The organism is Luteibacter sp. P4_E6 (assembly GCF_056401535.1).
On the sequence record NZ_JBFUJE010000034.1, the window covers coordinates 1 to 19,995 of the forward strand.

Annotated in this window: 8 protein-coding genes; 6 read left to right on the plus strand and 2 right to left on the minus strand. The window is 64.3% G+C overall.

The annotated features are described in order from the left end of the window. The 4 genes from AC1DT2_RS04185 to AC1DT2_RS04200 all read left to right on the plus strand — a co-directional run. Positions 1–1,335, plus strand: a 1,335-nt coding sequence (locus AC1DT2_RS04185) for a Fic family protein (RefSeq protein WP_477294568.1), incomplete at its 5' end; no start/stop codon positions are given. Between the two features lie 226 nt (positions 1,336–1,561). After that, the gene (locus tag AC1DT2_RS04190) at positions 1,562–2,065 is read left to right on the plus strand and encodes a hypothetical protein (RefSeq protein ID WP_477294570.1); all 504 of its coding nucleotides are present in this window, start codon (positions 1,562–1,564) and stop codon (positions 2,063–2,065) included. Positions 2,066–2,350: 285 nt separating this feature from the next. Beyond that, positions 2,351–3,712, plus strand: coding sequence for a TolC family outer membrane protein (locus AC1DT2_RS04195; protein WP_063573451.1), 1,362 nt, complete (start codon positions 2,351–2,353; stop codon positions 3,710–3,712). 578 nt (positions 3,713–4,290) lie between these two features. Further along, the gene (locus tag AC1DT2_RS04200) at positions 4,291–13,545 is read left to right on the plus strand and encodes an autotransporter-associated beta strand repeat-containing protein (RefSeq protein ID WP_477294572.1); all 9,255 of its coding nucleotides are present in this window, start codon (positions 4,291–4,293) and stop codon (positions 13,543–13,545) included. A gap of 152 nt (positions 13,546–13,697) precedes the next feature. On the opposite strand, the gene AC1DT2_RS04205 is transcribed toward AC1DT2_RS04200, so the two are convergent. Further along, positions 13,698–15,014, minus strand: a complete 1,317-nt coding sequence (locus AC1DT2_RS04205) for an epoxide hydrolase family protein (RefSeq protein ID WP_477294574.1) — start codon at positions 15,012–15,014, stop codon at positions 13,698–13,700. A gap of 255 nt (positions 15,015–15,269) precedes the next feature. Between AC1DT2_RS04205 and AC1DT2_RS04210 the strand changes: the two genes are divergently transcribed. Beyond that, positions 15,270–18,269 carry a sensor histidine kinase gene (locus AC1DT2_RS04210; RefSeq protein WP_477294576.1) on the plus strand — a complete coding sequence of 1,000 codons (3,000 nt, stop codon included), beginning with the start codon at positions 15,270–15,272 and terminating at the stop codon, positions 18,267–18,269. A 13-nt stretch (positions 18,270–18,282) separates the two neighbouring features. Here AC1DT2_RS04210 and AC1DT2_RS04215 read toward each other — a convergent pair whose 3' ends face one another. Further along, positions 18,283–18,924 carry a response regulator transcription factor gene (locus AC1DT2_RS04215; RefSeq protein ID WP_197478261.1) on the minus strand — a complete coding sequence of 214 codons (642 nt, stop codon included), beginning with the start codon at positions 18,922–18,924 and terminating at the stop codon, positions 18,283–18,285. A gap of 238 nt (positions 18,925–19,162) precedes the next feature. Between AC1DT2_RS04215 and AC1DT2_RS04220 the strand changes: the two genes are divergently transcribed. Beyond that, the gene (locus AC1DT2_RS04220) at positions 19,163–19,684 is read left to right on the plus strand and encodes a helix-turn-helix domain-containing protein (protein ID WP_477294578.1); all 522 of its coding nucleotides are present in this window, start codon (positions 19,163–19,165) and stop codon (positions 19,682–19,684) included. Positions 19,685–19,995 lie beyond the last annotated feature (311 nt).

Below are 19,995 nucleotides of genomic sequence, written 5' to 3' on the forward strand. Positions count from 1 at the left end.
GTAATGAGTCATCTCGCCAGGGCGGGGCTGGCAGCGATAGCCGTATCGGAATTGGCCGAACAGACTGGTATCTCAGCGTCCACGGCAAGGCGCCTCCTGGCTCAGTTGACCCAAAGCGGCGATGTCATCGTTCTGGGTAAGGGCCGCGCGACACGTTACTCCCTGGTAAACGGCACGGTTACGGGAACAGCGGGCGGCGAAGCCGCGCGAACGTCTGCGAGCCGCTGGCAGACGAGGGCCATTCCCTGGTCCCCGGAGTCGGTCGCGCTCTTGCAGAAGCTAGAGGCACCTCTGCACACCCGGCAGCCCATTGCGTACCGCCGTGAACTCCTCGATGACTATAGGCCGGGTGTCGACGCTCTGTTGCCCAAGGTCATCGTGGAAGATCTTCTGGCCCGTGGTCGCCTGCCCGATCAGCAACCCGCGGGCACCTATGCGAGGAAGGTGCTCGACCAACTGCTTGTAGAGCTCTCCTGGTCATCGTCGAAGCTCGAAGGCAACACCTATTCCTTGCTGGATACCAAGCATCTTTTCCAGCAGGGATCAGAGGGCAGCGACACAGACACGCTGATGTTGCTCAACCACAAGCGTGCCATCGAGTACCTCGTCGCCGAAGCTCCGCTTCGTGGCTTGGTGGTCAGCACGGTGCGGAATATCCATACGCTTCTGATGGGCGAGTTGCTGGACGACAACCAGCTGGGAGCCATCCGCGAAACACCCGTGTACATCGCGGGCACGACCTTTGTCCCACTGCAGATCGCCCAAGTCGTCGAAGAGTTACTCGTCAAGATCGTCGACAAGGCGCGCGACATACCCAATCCCGTGGAGGCCGCCTTCTTCCTTTGGGTACAGATCGCTTACCTGCAGCCCTTCGTCGACGGCAACAAGAGGACGAGCCGCATCTCGGCGAACATCCCGTTGACGCTGTACAACTGCGCACCGTTGGCTTTCATGGATGTCGATCGCAGTGACTATGCACTAGCCATGATGGGCGTGTACGAGTTCAACGACGTGAGTGCCGCGATCGACTTGTTCGTGTGGACGTACGAACGGTCGATTTTGCGATACAAGGCCGTGATCCAGTCAACGGGCGCGCCCAATCCCCTGGCGATTCGTTTCCGGGATGCACTGACCTCTGCCGTCGGTCGGATCGTTGCCGACGGCCAGTCGTTCGGCGACGCGGTAAAGGCGCAAGGCTTGAATGCCGAAGACGAAGCGCAGTTCGTCAAAATGCTAAGCGAAAGGTTGAACTCGCTGCAGCCTTATAACAATGCACGATATCGCCTGTCCGAAGAGGCGACGGTTCGGTGGATCGCAGCGGGACGTCCCCGATAGCGGGTAGAGCGAAAAAGGGAGCAAGTAACGCGGGATAACCGGACCAGCCATTCCAGGTATAGAAGAAGCATGCGTGTCCCGCGTCAGCTTGACGATGTGCAATGCCGGCTGCAAACTTCCGCACGGTGTAACAGGGGGCTTTCGCGATTCGCCAGGCGCACGCGAAGCAGTGGACACAAGAGTGCATGGCAGAGACGGAATCGCCGGCTGCCAAAGGGAGTAAGCGATGTCACCGGAAAGCACGCTTCTAGAGAACGCACGACGCCGGTTTGCCGAAACCGACACGGAAGTGCTTAGGGAGCTCTGGTCGACGGACGGTCGAACGGACTGGGCCGAGACAGCGCTGCGCGATGAGTTGATAGAGCGCGGCGAGCATGCTGAATCGCTCGACGATATCGCTCTTCGGCGGACCTATATCGCAGCTAACGCCCCGCCGTCGCAACGTGAGTTGGTATGGAACTACGGGGTCGCCGCGCGCGTCGGAATCATCGCGGCCGTGTTCGCGTGGTGCCTCGTCGAGAGAGCCCTTATCGGGTCGACTATTCTGGCCTGGCTGGGTTCGACGGCAATTGTCGGGACGTATGCGTATCTGCTCACTCGTCGAACGGCGGCGCAGGCAAGTTATCCGGGCGGCGGTGCCTTCCGCTTCTGGTCAGCGTGGCAACTCGTGCTCGCCTGGTCCTTCGTCGCTATTGGTGCCATGGGCACGCTGGCCTCCATCTTCAGTTGAAGGCCCTGGACGATATTTCGCCTGCTTCCCGGCAAGGTTGGAGTCGACAACCCGCATCGCTGACCAGCCTGCCAAGGTGGACAACGCAGCCAGCACGCTACTGACCGCCAGTGTCCGCCGGCTAGCGTCCGCGGACACCCTCGCTTCCCTTCCATCGCGTGTCGACCCGCGACGAGAGTCAGCACCAGAGCCGTTGCGGGACACCGTCCGGCGCCGCGCGAGCCCCGGCACGCTACTTGCACTGCCGGTCRCCAAGCTCAATCGGTGCTCAAGGGAACCCCAACCATGCAAACCAGGCTTTTGTCGGCGGCTCTTGCCGGCCTGCTCACGATGACCGGCCTTCCCGCGGTAGCTCACGCGGAAGACCTCATGGACATCTATCGCGAGGCGGTCGCCAACGACCCCGTGCTGGCCAGCGCCGATGCGCGCCGCCTTGTCGTCGCCGAAGGAGTACCGCAGGCGCGTGCCGCGCTGCTGCCCCAACTCTCGGCCGGACTGAGCCTGCAGCAGTTTCACCCGAGCTATTCGGGGCCGGATAACAACAGCAACGAGAACGTACCGGTGACAGGCACGGGCGACGGCCACAGTCGCGAGCGCGATCTGTCGCTGTCGCTCAACCAGACCGTGCTCGATCTTTCCAAGTTCGCCCGCGAGCGGCAGGCGAAGCAGACCGAGGAAGCACAGGAAGCCACGTACGAAGGCGAGCTGCAGGATCTCTACGTCCGCTCGACGACGGCGTACTTCAACGTGCTGGTCGCGCAGGATCAGGTCGAGATCACCCGCTCCTACGAGGACGCATACAAGCAGTCGTTCGATCAGGCCACCACGCTCTTCGCGCAGGGGCTGGCGCCGGAAGCCGACCTGACGCAGTCACGCGCGTACTACCTGCTCATCAAATCCCAGCGTGTCGATGCGGAAAATACCTTGCGCGACGCACGCCGTGCGCTCCAGCAGCTGACCGGGAAGGAGCCGGGCACGCTGAAGACGCTGCGCGAAGACCTGCCCATGGAGACGCCGACACCGGATACCGCCGCTGCCTGGGTCGACCAGGCGATGCGCCAGAATCCGTCCGTGATCGCCGCCAACCATCTGGTTAGCGCCGACGAGCACTCGATCAACGCGGCACGCAGCGGCCACCTGCCCACGCTGAACGCGGCGGTGGGCTATGACAAGAATGGCCAGTGGTCGAACACGGTTCCCGGTCGCTCCAACTACGGTCCCGGAAGCACGACCATTGGTCTGGTGCTGACCGTTCCCTTGTTCAGCGGTGGCCTGACCCAGTCGCAGGTTCGCCAGGCTATTCACCAGCGTGACGAGGACCAGAGCGATCTGGAAAGTGTCCGCCGCCAGACCGCGCGCGATACGACCAACTACTTCAACCTCGTGGTCGCCGGCATCGGCCAGGTCAGCGACTCGCGCGACGCGGTCGACTCGGCGAAGAAGGCCCTGGCATCGATGCGTGCCGGCTATGACATCGGTACGCAGAGCCTGACCAACGTCGTCGTGGCCATTCAGATCCTCGCCGAGATCCGCACGCAGTACACCTCGCTTCGTCACAACTTCATTCTCAACAAGTTGCTGCTCAAGCGTAGCGTGGGCGGGGCGGAACTGAAGGATATCGAAGAGATCAACCGACTCCTCCAGTAAATACCCGACACACTCTCTGTAGGAGCCGATTCATCGGCGAACGGCCTCGCGACAACCCTGCAACAGGGCCAGACCCTTCGCCGATGAATCGGCTCCTACAGGAAAGCGGGGGGATTCGCGGGGATGCGGGTTGCAATTACCTGCTTATCGACAGCGATATTCGGCAAAGATCGAATCCCCGCTATGGCGTCAAGGTGTCGCCGCGTCCGGGCCTTGAAAGGTCAACACGGCGCGAAAATGCGCTGGCGAGCGCGTTCTTGCTCATGTTTGATTCCGATCGCCGCCCGAACGTCGCGCCAATAAATGGTCGGCTCCTGCCGTATTTGTAGACAACGCAGGAAAAGGTGCACGCGTTCGCGGCACCTTGAAAACACGCTAAAACCCCTCGCCGGATTTGTGCACTCACCCCTGAGAGCGCTCGCATAGGCTGACCGCGCACGTCGGCCTCATGCACAGGCCAATCCGGCGTCGTTCATTCAGACGTCTATTTTTTTAGCGGCCCAGGAAACTGGTGTCGTCGCTGAAGTGCGGCCGGCATTCCCGGAATCCGGGAGTGGGCCGGACTTACCGGGGGTGGTATGAATAAGCGTCAGGTGGAAAGCATTCGTCGTAATTCACTCAGCAGGGGTATTTATCTCGCCCTGGCATCGATGCTGGCGATGCCCTTGTTCAGCGGCACCGCCCACGCCGCATGTACCACGGCCGGTGTGACCATCACCTGCCCCACGGGATCGAATACCAACAACGTTGCGAGCTCGACGGACGGAGTCACGATGACCGTGAACACCGGCGCGGTGGTCAGCGTGCCGCCCTTGCTCGGCGGCAGCGCGCTCACCCTCTCCGGCAATGGCATTACCCTCGACAACTCGGGCACGATCGACCCGGCGCTCAACGGCGGTCTGAGTCTGGCCGCATCAGGTGCGGTGCTCGGTAACAACACGGTCGGCGGCAACACGATCAACGTGCACAACCTCGCTGGCGGCAACATCAACGGCCTGGTCAACGCCCTTTCCCTTCTCAGTATCGGTGGCCAGTCACTGACGGTGCAGAACGCGACTGGCGGTGTCACCAACATCACGAACGACGGAACGTTCGGGATGCAGATTCTCGGTTTGAATGGGTTCACGACCGCGGATGCACCAACGATCCTGACCTACGGCGGTGGGCAGACGAACTTCATCAACTCCGCGGGCAAGAGCATTACCGGTCGTATTGGCTTCGGTGCGTCGAATACGCCGGGGGCCGGCAATACGTTCATCAATGCCGGCACCATCAACGGCAGCCTCTACATGGGCGACACGTCCACAGGCAACACGTTCACCGCGGTCAGCGGGTCGAGCGTTGTGAATAACGGCATCAGCCTCAACGCTGTCATCCTCACGCTCAACATCAGTCTTGCGGGCGCGGGCATCGTGGACGGCGGGCTCGGCACGAACAATCTCCTCGTTCTGCAGAACTCCGCGACCGGTACAGGCGCAGGTACCGGCGGTGCCGTCTCCACGATCAACGCCGCGAACTACCTCCACTTCCAGCACCTGGTGGTGAACAGCGGTACGTGGAATCTTCAGGGTGCGGCTGTTACGGATGACGCCACGATCAATGACGGCCTGGTCAACTTCGATAACGCCGGCGTCTTCGGCAGCCAGCCGATGACGGCCAAGGGCGGCGCCATCGCCGCATCGACAGCAGGTCTGTCGCTGGCGAATGCCATCAATCTCACGTCGGGTCACCTCGAGCTTGCTGGTACCAACGCATTCGGGCTCGGCGGCGTGATCTCCGGTGCGGGTGGCCTGACCGTCACCGATACCGCGGTCGTCACCCTGGGCGGTGCGAACCTGTTTACTGGCGGCGTGAATCTGAATGCCGGCGGCCTGTTGCTAGGTAACGCGGGTGCGTTGGGTACGGGTGCCTTGACCGTCGGCGGCAACGCCACGCTCGACACCACGGGTGCGTTCAATCTCGCCAACAACGTCGTCGTTAATGGCGGAGGAACGCTCAACCTCCTCGGCAACCAGGCCATGACGTTGAACGGCGCGCTCTCGGGCGCCGGCACGCTGGTGAAGCAGGGCGCGAGCACACTGACGCTCGGCGGCGTCGACAGCATGACCGGCGGCTTCTCCCTCACGGGCGGTTCCCTCGCCGTCAGCGCGGGCGGCGTGTTGTCGGCGACGCAGGCCATGTCGCTCGGTGCGGGTACCAGCCTCGATATCTCTGCGGCGGCGGCCGATCAATCCATCGGTTCGCTGGCGGGTTCGGGTACGACGAACCTCGGAGCTAAGTCGCTGACCCTCGGTGGGATCGGCAACACGAGTTATTCGGGAGCGATCGCTGGCACCGGCGGGCTGGTCAAGGTGGGAGCCGGCATACAAACGCTCAGCGGCAACAGCAGCTTCACGGGCGGTGTTGCCTTGAACGGCGGTGGTTTGCTGCTCGGCAACGCGAACGCGATCGGCAGTGGCGCGCTCAGCGTCGGCGGCTCGGTCACACTCGATGGCACCGCGCCGTTGTCGCTCGCCAACAACGTCAACCTCGGCAGCACCGGTTCGCTGAACCTCCTCGGCGGCCAGCCGCTGGTCTTCAACGGCATCCTCTCCGGGCAAGGCAACCTGGTGAAGAACGGCGCGACCCTGCTCACGTTGAACGGCGCGAACACGTTCACCGGCGGTGTGACGGCGAACGCGGGCGACCTGCTTCTGGGCAACAGCGGCGCACTCGGCAGCGGTGCCCTGAGTGTCAATGGTGCGGTCACGCTGGATGGTACGACGGCGCTCAACCTCGCCAACAACATGAACCTCGGCGCCGGCGCGTCGTTGAACGTCCTCGGCGGTCAGCCACTGACCTTCGGCGGCGTACTCGCGGGCACGGGTGGCCTGATCAAGTCGGGTACCTCCACGTTGACCCTTAGCGGTGCCAACACGTTTACCGGCGGCCTCAACATCGCCGCGGGCACCGTGCGGCTGGGAGCGGGTGGTCAACTGGCGGCGACCGGCGCGGTCACCCTCAGCGCACCGGGTGCAGGCTTCGATATTTCGGCAGCCGGCAACCAGGCCATCGGCGCCTTGTCCGGTGTGGCAGGCACGACGATCTCCCTGGGTGCGAACACGCTGACGTTCGGCGACGCAACCAACCAGACCTTTGCCGGCATCATCTCCGGCACAGGCGCCATCACGAAGACAGGCGCCGGTACACAGACGCTTGGCGGTGCGAACACCTTCAGCGGCGGCGTGAATCTCAACCAGGGTGGCCTGTTGCTCGCCAATGCGGGTGCGCTCGGTACCGGTACGCTCACCGTGAGCGGCCCGGGTACCCTCGACAGCACGACGGCCCTCAGCCTCGGCAACAACGTCAACCTCGCCGGTGGCGCGCTGAACCTGCTCGGCAGCCAGAACGTGGCGCTCAGCGGTGTGGTGTCGGGCACGGGCAGCCTGACCAAGAACGGCGCGTCGGTACTCACGTTGAACGGCGCAAATACCTTCACCGGTGGCACGACGGTCAACGCGGGCGGATTGCTTCTCGGCAATGCGAATGCACTCGGAACCGGTGCGTTGAATGTCGGCGGCGCGGTGACGTTGGACGGCACGGCCGCGCTTAACGTCGCCAACAGCGTGAATCTCAATGCGGGCAGCGCATTGACCTTGCCGGGCACGCAGGACCTTACCCTCGGCGGCGCGATCGCAGGGACCGGCAGCATCACCAAGAACGGTGCCTCACTGCTGACGTTGAATGGCGCGAACACGTTTACGGGCGGTCTGACCGCGAACGGCGGTGGCCTCCTGCTCGGTAACAGCGGTGCCCTCGGCACCGGTGCGCTGACCGTGGGCGGCGCGGTGACGCTCGACAGCAGCGCGGCGGTCAGCCTGGGTAACGGCGTCATCCTCAGCGGCGGTTCGCTCAACCTGCTGGGGAGCCAGGACGTCGCCCTGGGTGGTGTCGTATCCGGCACCGGAAGCCTCACCAAGAATGGCCCCTCGTTGCTTTCGTTGAACGGCGCCAACACCTTCAGCGGCGGCGTGAACCTCAATGGCGGCGGCCTGCTGCTCGGCAACAACAACGCGCTGGGTACGGGTGCGCTGAATGTGGGCGGCAGCGCCTCGCTGGACACCGGTGCGGTGCTCAGCGTGGCCAACAATATCTCACTCGCGGCGGGCGCGAACCTCACCGAGCTGGGCAGCCATGCGCTGACTCTTGCCGGTGCCCTCACGGGCGCGGGTAGTCTGACCAAGAACGGCACCGAGACACTCACGCTGTCCGGTGCCAACACGTTCACCGGCGGCACGACCATTAACGCTGGCTCGCTGGCGCTCGGCGCCGGCGGTAGTCTGGCCGCGAGCGGCTCGGTGACGCTGGCCGGTGCGGGCGCCGGACTGGATATCTCCGCCGCCGGCACGCAGACCATCGGCGCGCTCTCCGGCGTCACGGGTAGCACCATCTCGCTGGGTGGCAACACCCTGAACTTCGGCGACGCCACCAACCAGACCTTCGCGGGTGCCATCAGCGGCAACGGCGCGCTGGTGAAAGCGGGCGCGGGTGTGCAAACGTTCGACGGCGCGAGCACCTTCAGCGGCGGCCTTTCGATCAATGCCGGCGGGTTGGTCGCCGGTGACGATGCCGCGTTCGGCACAGGTGCCCTGACGGTCAACGGTGCGGCGACACTCGACGCCAGCGGTCCCGTGACCCTGGCGAACACCATCGCACTCAACGCGGGCCTGACCGTGCTGGGCAGCAACGCGATGATCCTCAACGGCAACATTGCCGGCACGGGCAGCCTGACCAAGGACGGCCTGGCGACGCTGACCCTGAACGGCGTAAACACCTTCACCGGCGGCACGAACATCAACGCCGGCACACTGGCGCTGGGCGCGGGCGGCAGCCTCACCAACAGCGGCGTCGTGAATCTGCTGGCAGGTGCGACCTTCGACCTCTCCGCGGGTAACGGCACGCAAATCTTCGGCACCCTCAGCGGTGGCGGCACGGTCAACCTTGGTGCGAACACGCTCACCATCGGTGGTCCCACCAACGGCCTCTTCAGCGGCTCGATCGCCGGGACGGGTGGACTGATCAAGGAGGGTGCCGGCACGGAAACCCTCACCGGCAGCAACACGTTCACGGGCGGCACCGTGATCAGCGCGGGCACGCTGGCGATCGGCGCCGGCGGCAGCCTTGCCGCCAACGGTGCGGTCAACGTCGCGGCCGTGGGTACCGGCTTCGATATCTCGGCGGGCGGTAACCAGTCGATCGGTGTGTTGAACGGTGTAACCGGAAGCACCGTGACGCTCGGCGCTAACACGCTGACGCTCGGTGGGGTCGGTAACGGAAACTACGATGGCGTGATCGCCGGAACCGGTGGCCTGGTAAAGAATGGCGCCGGCGTCCAGGAACTCGGCGGCGCGAACCTCTTCACGGGCGGTGTGACCCTGAATGCCGGTGGCCTGCTGCTCGGCAACAACGGTGCGCTGGGTACGGGTGCGCTGACCGTCGGCGGCAACGCCACGCTGGATACCAACGCAGCGCTCACGATCGCGAACACCATCAGCCTTACGGGCGGCACCGACCTCGACCTGCTCGGCACCAACGCGCTGACCCTCGGCGGCGCGATATCGGGCGCCGGCGGCCTGACCAAGGACGGCGCCGCGACCGTCACGTTGACCGGTGCGAACACGTACACCGGTGGCACGACGATCAACAGCGGCACGCTGGCGATAGGCGCCGGCGGTAGCCTGGCATCGACGGGCGCAGTGAACTTCACCGGTACGGGCACCCTGGACATCTCGGCAGGCGGCAACCAGACGATCGGCTCGCTGGCGGGTGTCGCCGGTAGTGCGGTCGCACTGGGGGGCAACACGCTGTCGCTGGGTGGCGCAACGGACGCCACCTTCAACGGGTCGATCGGTGGCAGTGGCGGACTGGTGAAAAATGGCACCGGCGTACAGACGCTCGGTGGCGCGAATAGCTTCACCGGCGGCGTCACGCTGAATGCGGGCGGCCTGATCGTCGGCAATAACGCGGCACTCGGCACGGGCGCCCTGACGGTAGGGGGCGCATCGACGCTGGACTCCGCCAGCGCGATCACCCTGGCGAACAACATCGTGCTCAACGCCGGCCTGACGGTGGTCGGCACGAACGACCTGACGTTGAACGGTAACCTTTCCGGCGCCGGCGGCCTGACCAAGGAGGGCCTGGCCACGCTGACCTTGAATGGCGCGAATACCTACACCGGTGGGACGAGCATCAACGCGGGCACGCTGGCCCTTGGCGCAGGCGCGAGCCTGTATGCCAATGGCGTCGTGAACGTCGTAGCAGGCGCGACGTTCGATCTGTCGGCCGGCAACGGCACGCAGACGTTCGGCACGCTCACTGGCAATGGCGCGGTGAATCTCGGCGGCAACTCGCTGATCGTCGGCGGTCCGACGGACGGCACCTTCGGCGGATCCATCGCCGGCACGGGTGGCCTGATCAAGGTGGGCACCGGCACGGAAACGCTGACCGGCGCGAATACCTACACCGGCGGCACCACCATCAATGTAGGAACGCTGGCAATCGGCGCGGGCGGCAGCCTCGTTTCTACGGGCGCRGTGAACCTGACGGCGGCCGGTACCGGTTTCGACATCTCGGCCGGCGGTAACCAGTCCATCGGCGCACTGAACGGCGTCGCCGGCAGCACAGTGACGCTGGGCGCGAATGCACTGACCCTCGGCGGTGTCGGCAACGCGAACTTCGACGGCATCCTTGCCGGTACCGGCTCCCTGGTGAAGAACGGCCCGGGCACGCAGACGCTTGGTGGTGCGAACACTTTCAGCGGCGGCGTCACACTCAATGCGGGCGGCCTGACCGTCGGCAACAACGCGGCGCTGGGCACGGGTGGCCTGACGGTCGGCGGCGGCACCTCGACCCTCGACACCACCAGCGCGATCACGCTGGCCAACACCGTCGCACTGAACGCGGGTTTGACCGTGCTGGGTAGTAACGACCTGACGCTCGGCGGCACGATCACCGGTGCGGGCAGCCTGACCAAGAACGGCGCGGCCACGCTGACCCTCACCGCAGCGGATACGTACACCGGTGGTACCAACATCAACGGCGGTACGCTGGCGATCGGTGCCGGCGGCAGCCTGGCTTCGACGGGCCCGGTGAACCTGACCGGCACCGGCACATTCGATATCTCGGCGGGCGGCAACCAGACCATCGGTACGCTGGCAGGCGTCACCGGCAGCACGATCGCGCTCGGTGGCAATAACCTCACGCTGGGTGGCGCGGCGAATACGGCGTTCGACGGCAGCATCGGTGGCACCGGTGGCCTGGTGAAGGATGGTGCCGGCACACTGGCACTGGGCGGCGCGAGCAGCTTCAGCGGTGGGGTGACCTTGAATGCCGGCGGCCTGAGTGTCGGCAACAATGCGGCGCTCGGCACGGGTGCACTCGCGGTGGACGGCGCGGCTTCCTTGGATGCGACGGTGGCCACCTCACTCGCGAACGACATCGCCCTCAACGCGACATTGACCCTTCCGGGAAGCAACAACCTCACGCTGGATGGCGTCATCTCCGGCGCCAGTGGCCTGGTAAAGAACGGTGCCGACACGCTTACGTTGAACGGCAGCAATACCTTCACCGGCGGCGCTACCGTCAACGGTGGCACGTTGGTCGTCGGCAGCAATGCGGCACTGGGTACCGGTGACCTCGCCATCAACGGCGCCGCGTTGCAGGCCGGCGCGGCGGTAACGCTCGGTAACAACGTCACCGTCGGCAGCAACGGCGTCACCGTGCAGGGCCCGGACGATCTCACCTTGAACGGAAGTCTCAGCGGCACCGGCGGTCTCGACAAGGAAGGCACGGGCACGCTCAACCTGGGGGGGTCACTCGCTGGTTTCAGCGGCGACCTGACGGTCAACGGCGGCATCCTCAATGCGAGCAATCCCTACACCGGTGGCATCTCGGTCGGCGCAAGCGGCGCCCTGAACCTGGACGGCAGCGGCAACGCGGTCACCGTGGCCGGACCGATCGGCGGCACGGTGAATCTCGGCGGCGGCAGCAGCATCAATATCGGTTACGGGGATCTGCCAGGCGTGACGGGCACGGTCAACGGTACGGCGCCGGGTTCCACGCTCAACATCACGGGCACGGGTGAAGCCACCCTGCCGGGCGGCTCGTTCAACGACATCACCAATCTCACGGTCGGTGCGGGTACGTTGTCGGTGGACAGTGGAACATCGGTGACCTTCGCCGGTGGCAGCACCATCGGCGGCACGTTGGTGGTGAACGGCAACCTCGGCGGCCCCGCCACGATCAACGCGGGTGGCGGCCTGGTCGGTGGCGGCACGATTACCGGTCCGGTCACGGTGAACGGCACGGTGGCGCCGAGCGGCGTCAATGGTGCGACAGGTGCGGCGGCGGGTACGGGAACGCCCGGCTCGGTGCTGACCGTCGGCGGACTGACCCTCGGTGCGGGCTCGACCACGGAGATACGCAGCAACAGCGGCGGCACCAGCGACAGCATCAACGTCAACGGCGGCGCGACCCTCGGTGGCCAGCTGGTGTCCACGCCTTCGGCGGGCACGTACGGGCCGACCACCAGCTACACGGTCGTCAATGCGAGCGGCGGCATCACCGGCGCCTACGCCGGCGTCACCCAGAACACGCTGCCCTTCCTCGATGCGAGCGTCACGCAGCAAGGGAACCAGTTGATCCTCACGTTGAGCCAGGCCGGCAGTGGCCAGGGTACCGGCGGTACGCCGTTCGACCAGTTCCCCGGCCTCAACGGAAACCAGCAGAGCGTGGCGGCGGCGCTACAGCAGATTGCTACCTCGGGCGGTAACCCGTTGCCGACCTTGCTGGGTTACGCACGCGGATTACGTGCCGACCAGGCCATCAAGGCGTTCGATTCGCTCTCCGGTGAAACCTACGCGTCGGCGGCGAATGCGGAACTGAGCGGGCAGGGTCAGTACCAGGACACGCTGTTCTATCGGCTGAAGCTGCAGCGCGATACGGGTGAGCAAGGATCCGCGGTCTGGGCCGAGCCGTATACCTCGAGTAGCGATTTCGACCGCAGCACCGACGCGGCCCACACCGATTACCGCATCCACGGCGTGATCATCGGCGCCGATGCGCCGGTAACGCCTGACCTTCGCCTCGGTGTGCACGCCAACTTCGCCAACTCCCGCACTGAGGTGAACAGTCGCGGCGACTATACCGACGTGGACCAGGCGTCGATCGGCCTGCACGCGCTCTACTTCAATCAGCAACAGTGGTGGGTGGAGGGCCTGGCGTCGTATGGCTGGCAGAATGCCGACAGCAACCGCCGAATCGTTGTCGGTCCCTATGATCCGCAGGCGACCGGGCATTACAACGGCAAGACGACCAACGCCGCGCTGGAAGGCGGCTACCGCTTCGATCTCGGCCACGCCATGCATCTGGAGCCGTTCGCTGGCGCTTACTACACCAAGGTCAAGTACGACTCGTTCACCGAGAAGAACGCCGGTGACGCCGACCTGAGGGTGGGGCGAAGCGATGCGAGCAGCATGCAGTACGGCGTGGGCGCGCGATTGATCGGTGATGTCGACCTGGGCGTGGAAGGGACGCGCCTGCATCCGATCGTTCTGGTGCGTTACCTGCACAACACGAAGAACGACACGGTGTCGGTGAACAACGCCTTCGCCGGCGAGCCGTCGGACAGCTTCGTGGTACAGGGTTCGCGACCGGTGCAGAACCACTGGCAGGCAGGTGTGGGCGTGAGTTTCGACATCACGCCGAAGGCGAGCACGTTCGTGTACTACAACGCGGATGTCGCCTCGCACACCACCAGTAACGCGGTGAACCTCGGCGTCCGCTGGAATTTCTGAGCAAGCGCCAACGGTATCGGAAACCCTTGGATCGGCCCGCTGTTGTAGGAGCCGATTCATCGGCGAAAGGATCAGGCGTCATTGGCGGGATATCGCGACGCCATTTCGCCGATGAATCGGCTCCTACAAGAGATCGTTTCTATCAGGGTTTCTCAGCGAACGGACTTGAACGCGGCGCGCAATTCCTCGGCGAAGAGTTGCGGTTGCTCCCAGGCAGCGAAATGGCCGCCCTTGCTCACCTGGTGGTAGTAGTAAAGGCTCGGGTAGGCGGCCTTGCTCCAGCTTTCCGGTGCCTTGTAGATCTCCTTCGGGAAGACCGTGATCGCGACGGGCACCTTGATCTCGTTGGTGCGCTGGGTGACCGAGCTGAAGTTATTGTTGTTGTTCTCCCAGTAGAAGCGCGACGACGACGCACCGGTGTTGGTCAGCCAGTACAGCGTGATGTCGTTGAGCATCTCGTCACGGGAGAGCGCGTTCTCGGCCACGCCGTTACTGTCACTCCACTGGCCGAACTTCTCGTACATCCAGGCGGCGAGGCCGGAGGGTGAATCCGAGAGCGAATAGCCGATCGTCTGTGGGCGCGTGACCATCATGGCGCCGTACGCGGCATTGCGACCAAAGAAGCTGCTCAGTGACTGGTAAGCCTCTTTTTCGTCCGGCTTGAGTTCGGCTGGCGCAGCGTCACCGGCGTTGATGCCCTTGACCAGGTTGCCGGGAATGGTGGCAGGCATGTTGAGGTGGATCGCGAGCAGTCCCTTCGGTGCCTGACGTGCGAGTGCATCGGAAATCACCGAGCCGTGGTCGCCACCCTGGGACACGTAGTGCTTGTAGCCGAGGCGCTTCATCAATACGTCCCAGGCACGCGCAGTGCGCTCAGGGTTCCAGCCCAGTTCCGTGGGCTTGCCGGAGAAGCCATAGCCCGGGATCGAAGGAATAACCACGTCGAAGGCATCTTCCGCGCGACCACCGTAGGCCACCGGGTCGGTGAGCGGGCCGATGGTCTTGATGAACTCGAAGGTCGAGCCGGGCCAGCCGTGCGTCAGGATGAGGGGCAGGGCATGCGGGTTCTTCGAGCGCACATGGATGAACTGGATGTCGACGCCGTCGATGTTGGTGACGAACTCAGGCAACGCGTTGAGCTGCGCCTCGGCCTTGCGCCAGTCGTAGTCGGTGCCCCAGTACTTGACCAGAGCCTGCACGCGGGCGAGCTGCACGCCCTGCGATTCGTCTTTCACCACTTCCTTGTCCGGCCAGCGTGTTTCCGCAATGCGACGACGAAGGTCGTCGAGCTGGTCCTGCGGCACATGGACACGGAAGGGACGGATGCTCTCGTCGACCTTCGTCGTGCCGGTGACAGCCGGTTGTGCGTAAACCGAGGGTGCGAGCGTCGCGAAGCCAAGCGCGATGGCGAGCGTGCCTCGGGCGAAGGAGGTGCGGCGGGCGGTGGGGGCGTGTGCGGATGACATCATCGTTCTCCTGTGATCTTCCATAGATAGGTGGGCGTGTTCACAGTCTATGGAGGGCACCCGACGCCCCTCGTGTCCGGAAAGGCGGCTATTTGAAACACTACGTATCCCTCACCGATCCGTATACAAAGCGGTACAAACGCCGGGGAACCAAAAGCACTACTTGTGCAAAGGCCGCCTAAGCAGGCACCCTGCTTCGAGGGCACCCATGCAAGGAACCTGGGTAGGTCAACGCAGCAGGTTCCGGGGGTCAATGGCATGAATGCATCCGTGCGTGCGTCACGATGGCTCGGTGCCCTTGCCTCGCTGCTGCTCGCGGGCACGGCCGCCGCCGCCCAGCCCCTGTCGCTGGGCAGCTACCAGCACACGGCCTTCCAGAAGCAGGACGGTGCGCCGGGCGATATCGCCAGCCTCGCGCAGACCGCCGATGGTTTCCTCTGGATGACCGGGACCAAGGGCGTGACACGCTTCGATGGCGTGTCCTTCCGGCCCTTCAGGCCCGTGCCCGGTGAAGCGTTTCGGGCCGCCCAGTTGAACGGGATCTTCCCTGCACAGGGCGGCGGCCTCTGGATCGCCAATTCGGACAGCGGCCCCACACTGCTCAAGGATGGCCACCTCAGTCACTTCGACGAGCCGAAGGGCGCTGTCGCCGCGATCCACTCATTCTTTGCGGACCCCGAGGGCAGCGTGTGGGCGGTGTCTCCCCAAGGCGTGATCCGCTTCAAGGACGGAACCTGGGTGATGGTCGAGCCCAATACGGCCGATGCGTCGACCAGTCGCGGACTCTTCGACCGGAGTGGTGCCTTGTGGCTGGTGGGCGGTGGCAAGGTCCGGGTCCGTCCTCGTGGCGCCAGGGCTTTCATCGATGTTCCCAACGGCCCCGACAAGCCCCGGTACATCTTTCGCGGGACGTCCGGCCGGCTGTACATCACGACGCGACTGGCCGTGTACACCTACCGCGTCGAGGGGTCGACGCTCATCGAAACGGCAGCGCCCTTGAGTATTTCCGCCAGCGCGGTGCAGGAAGACGACGAGGGAGCGGTGTGGGTCACGAGTACGACACGCGCCGTCGCCTTTGTCTCCCCCGACGCCCTCCGTCGTGCCGAGGCCGCGCACGCCGAACCGGTCGCGGAGTTCATGGACCGCGCGGATGGCCTTACCGGCAGCTATGCATGGCCGATGATTCGGGATCGCGAAGGCAACATCTGGGTGGGGACTCAGAACGGCGTGGATCGGTTCCGGCGATCGGCCTTTACGACGATGAAGCTTCCCGATGGTATTCACGAGGTCTCGGCATCGGTCGACGCCGAAGGGTCGATCTGGGTCGGCAGCGAAACCCATGCCTTGCTTCGCCTCGTCCCTCCTTCGTCGTGGCTGGAGACGGAGGTCCCGCGGCTCACCATGGCGACGTTCTTCGATGCCAGGCGCGATACCGTATGGGCGGCCGCGGTGGATGCCTTGTGGTCCATCTCGAACGGCATACCCACACGAGCCACCGCGGTTCGCGAAGGCGGCCCCCATGCGGCGAACAACTGCGTCGTCAGCGACAGCCAGGGGCGCGTTTTCGTCTGCATGAGCCGACCGGAACACAACCTGCTGGTGTGGGACGGTCACGACTGGAGCGACGCCACGACGGTAAGCCTGCGCCCGAAAGTCCTTGCGATGGACGAGCACGACAACCTCTGGGTGGGTGCCGCGGGAGAACCGCGCCTTACGCGCATTGCGCAGGGCGTCGCCACCGCGTTCGATGAACGGCAAGGGCTGCAGAAGGGTGTGATCAGGGCCCTCCTTGCTGAACCCGACGGGGTCTGGATCGGCGGTGACGAGGGTATCCAGCACTTCGACGGCAAACGCTTCACGTCCATCGGGGCGCTGGACGACGATGCCTTCGAGACGGCTACCGGCCTGGTCAAGGACGCCGGGGGCAACTTGTGGATCCAGACGCTCGACGGGGTTCGCGAAGTGGCATTGGATGACCTCTCCAAAGCCCTGGCGGCGCCTGCGACGTTCGTTCCCTACCGCGCGTTCGACGCGACGGATGGCTTGCCGGGCGCACCGGATCCCGATCGCACCTTACCTACGCTGCGCCGGAGTGCCGACGGCCTGCTCTGGGCGCAAACGGCTTCTGGCCTTGCATGGATAGATCCCCGGCGCATTCCGGAGAACCGCGTTATCCCGGTGGTGTACGTCGAGGGCGTGACCAGCGGTGATACGGCCTACCCGCTCCTTCAGGCGACAGCCACGCTGCCCGCCGACATGCGCAGTTTCCGCGTGTCCTATACGTCGCCGATGCTGAGCCGCCCCGAGCGCGTTCGCTTCCGCTATCGCCTGGTCGGGTACAACAACACATGGCAGGAAGCGGGCTCGAGGCGGGAAGCGGTCTTCACCAACGTGCCACCGGGTAGCTACCGTTTCGAAGTCACGGCGTCCAACGAGAACGGTGTGGTCAGTACGACGACAGCCAGCGCGCAGATTGTCAGGCAGGCTGCTTACTACGAGACGTGGTGGTTCCGTGCACTCGGCATCCTGCCGGTGATCCTTCTCCTCTGGCTCGCGCATAAACGGCGCACGCACGCCGTGACACGTAGCCTTCGCATTCGCGCCGAGGAGCGCGAAGCCGTCGCCCGCGATATCCATGACACGCTGCTGCAACGTTTCCAGGGGCTGATGCTGACGCTCCAGGCATGGGCGATGGACGAGACGATTCCGCGCGATCGTCGCTCGGACATGCTGGAGGTGTCCGACCAGACGCGCGCTGCGCTGCTCGAAGGCCGTGAGCGCATTCTGTTGCTCCGTCGTAACGAGGACCACGGGTTGGCGCTATACGACCAGATCGCTGCCGAAGGCCGCCGTCTGCACGCCGCCCATGGGATGGCTTTCTCGCTGGAAGCGAATGGAACACCGCGGGCGCTGGCAAAGGAGTGTCAGAGTGAACTGCGCGACATCGCCTTCGAAGCCCTGCGTAACGCCTTCGTACACTCACACGGCGAAAAGGTCGTCCTCGTGCTCAGCTATGCCGAGGACGCCTTGTGGCTGGTGATCACGGACGACGGGACGGGCTTCGACGAGTCGCTCATGGCGAAAGCGCGCGAAAGTGGCCACTTCGGTCTGATCGGATTGCGTGAGCGCGTGACGCGCCTCGCGGGCACGTTGAGCGTGGAGTCCGAACCGGGCGAGGGCACCGAGATTCACATCAAGCTGCCCGGACATACCGCGTATGCCGGGTATCGGCGGCGCTGGTGGTCGACGATTCGCTAAGCGCGGACGATGGTCATGAGTCGAGGAAGCCTCGCTGCACCGCGATCATTACGGCGTGCGTTCTGTCGAGCGCGCCCAGCTTGGCCATGATGCTGCGCATGCGCGATTTGACGGTGTCTTCGGAGACGAACAACGCTTCGGCGATCGCCTTGTTGCTTTGGCCGGCCGCGGCTAGCCGAAGCACGTTGGTTTCCCGTGAGGTGAGGTTGTCCGAGCCCGCATGCCGGGCGATCTCGTGGGCTACTTCGGAAGCAACGACGTGCCGACCCGCCACCGAGGCACGGATCGCCTTGATGATCTCCTCCAGCGTGGCGGACTTCAGCAGATAGGAGGTGGCACCCAGGGTCARTGCACGCATCACGCGCGCGTCTCCGGGGTAACTGGTCAAGACGATGATGGTCGCGGTGGGAAATTCGCCGCGGATGGCAGCGATGGCTTCCAGTCCATCCACATGAGGCATCTGCAGGTCGAGCAGGGCGACCGTCGGCTGAAGGTCACGGAACAGTGTGATGGCTTCGGCGCCGTCCGCTGCCTCGCCGACCAGCTCCATATCGGCTTCCTGGGTAATCGCCGCGCGCAGGCCACGCCGCATGATCGGGTGATCGTCGGTGATCAGTACCCGGATCTTTTCAGACGGATCGATCGGCTCGGTCACCTGGAATCTCCCTGTTCACATCCCATCTTGTGAAGAACGGCGGCAGCGTTCAATACCCAAATGGATGATTCTTGCTATGGGTACCGGGTCGTGACACGAAAGTGTGAGCGCCGATCCCACGATCGGATGGGCATCTGGCCCCGAATTAGGATGCCCTTTGCCTAATTTGCATCCTAGTCTGTTGCTGTCGGCGGGATACAGGGGCCGTCTGACGCAAACGACCAGTAAGGCGGGGTCCATGATCTCCACACTCGTGTCGATCGAAAATGCGCTCTCATCGTTCCTTCGGCGTTCCATCGGCGACCAGCAGCCAGCCGATGACCCGGTGTACGAGCACGTGGCGATGGCGTTGCAGGCCTTCAAACAGACGGCCTCGAGGCCGGCGGCGCCGATGTCACGCACAAGCCGCGGCTGCCTCGCTGCCTGGCAGCTACACGTCGCCTGTGACCACCTGACGAACGAGCTGGACCTTGGCACGGCGATTCACCGCGCCGCGGAAGCCTGCAGCGTGTCGCGCAGCCATTTCTCTCGTGCCTTCAAGGCAAGTACCGGTCTGTCGCCGACCCACTGGCGCCTGGAGCAGCGCGTGCGTCGTGCGCAGACCTTACTCGAAGTCGCCGACCGGACCCTGGTCGATATCGCCGCCGAATGCGGCTTCGCCGACCAGAGTCACTTCACCAACGTCTTCTCGCGATTCCGTCGACAGAGCCCGGGCGTTATTGAAAGACGCTTTTCATCTTGGAAACCTGAAAATAGTTAATTAAATTAATTCTGTATCCAAACTCAATGAAAATCGAGTTTGTCCGCGGTTTGAACGTTGATTTCCAYTCCAGGCACTCGCTTTCCGCGGGCGGTCCGGGAGCCTCCYCGGCGCTMYTKGCGCCTGYGGGGTCTCCCTTKGMCWCGCTWTTCCCGCAGGAGTCTCGYACCTTCCRTTCCAATCAACTAAACTGTAGCCAAACTCGAATCGAGTTTGGCTGCGTTTTTTTATTAAAAAACGTTCCAGYTGATTTCRGAAATTCGCTCCCTTTCCGCCGAYTGYCTGCCAAGCCTCCTCGACGCAAGCGTCTG

Coding starts and splice junctions, on each gene's coding strand:
- AC1DT2_RS04190 (WP_477294570.1), top strand. CDS start 1,562: ATGTCACCGGAAAGCACGCTTCTAGAGAACGCACGACGCCGGTTTGCC.
- AC1DT2_RS04195 (WP_063573451.1), top strand. CDS start 2,351: ATGCAAACCAGGCTTTTGTCGGCGGCTCTTGCCGGCCTGCTCACGATG.
- AC1DT2_RS04205 (WP_477294574.1), bottom strand. CDS start 15,014: ATGATGTCATCCGCACACGCCCCCACCGCCCGCCGCACCTCCTTCGCC.
- AC1DT2_RS04210 (WP_477294576.1), top strand. CDS start 15,270: ATGAATGCATCCGTGCGTGCGTCACGATGGCTCGGTGCCCTTGCCTCG.
- AC1DT2_RS04220 (WP_477294578.1), top strand. CDS start 19,163: ATGATCTCCACACTCGTGTCGATCGAAAATGCGCTCTCATCGTTCCTT.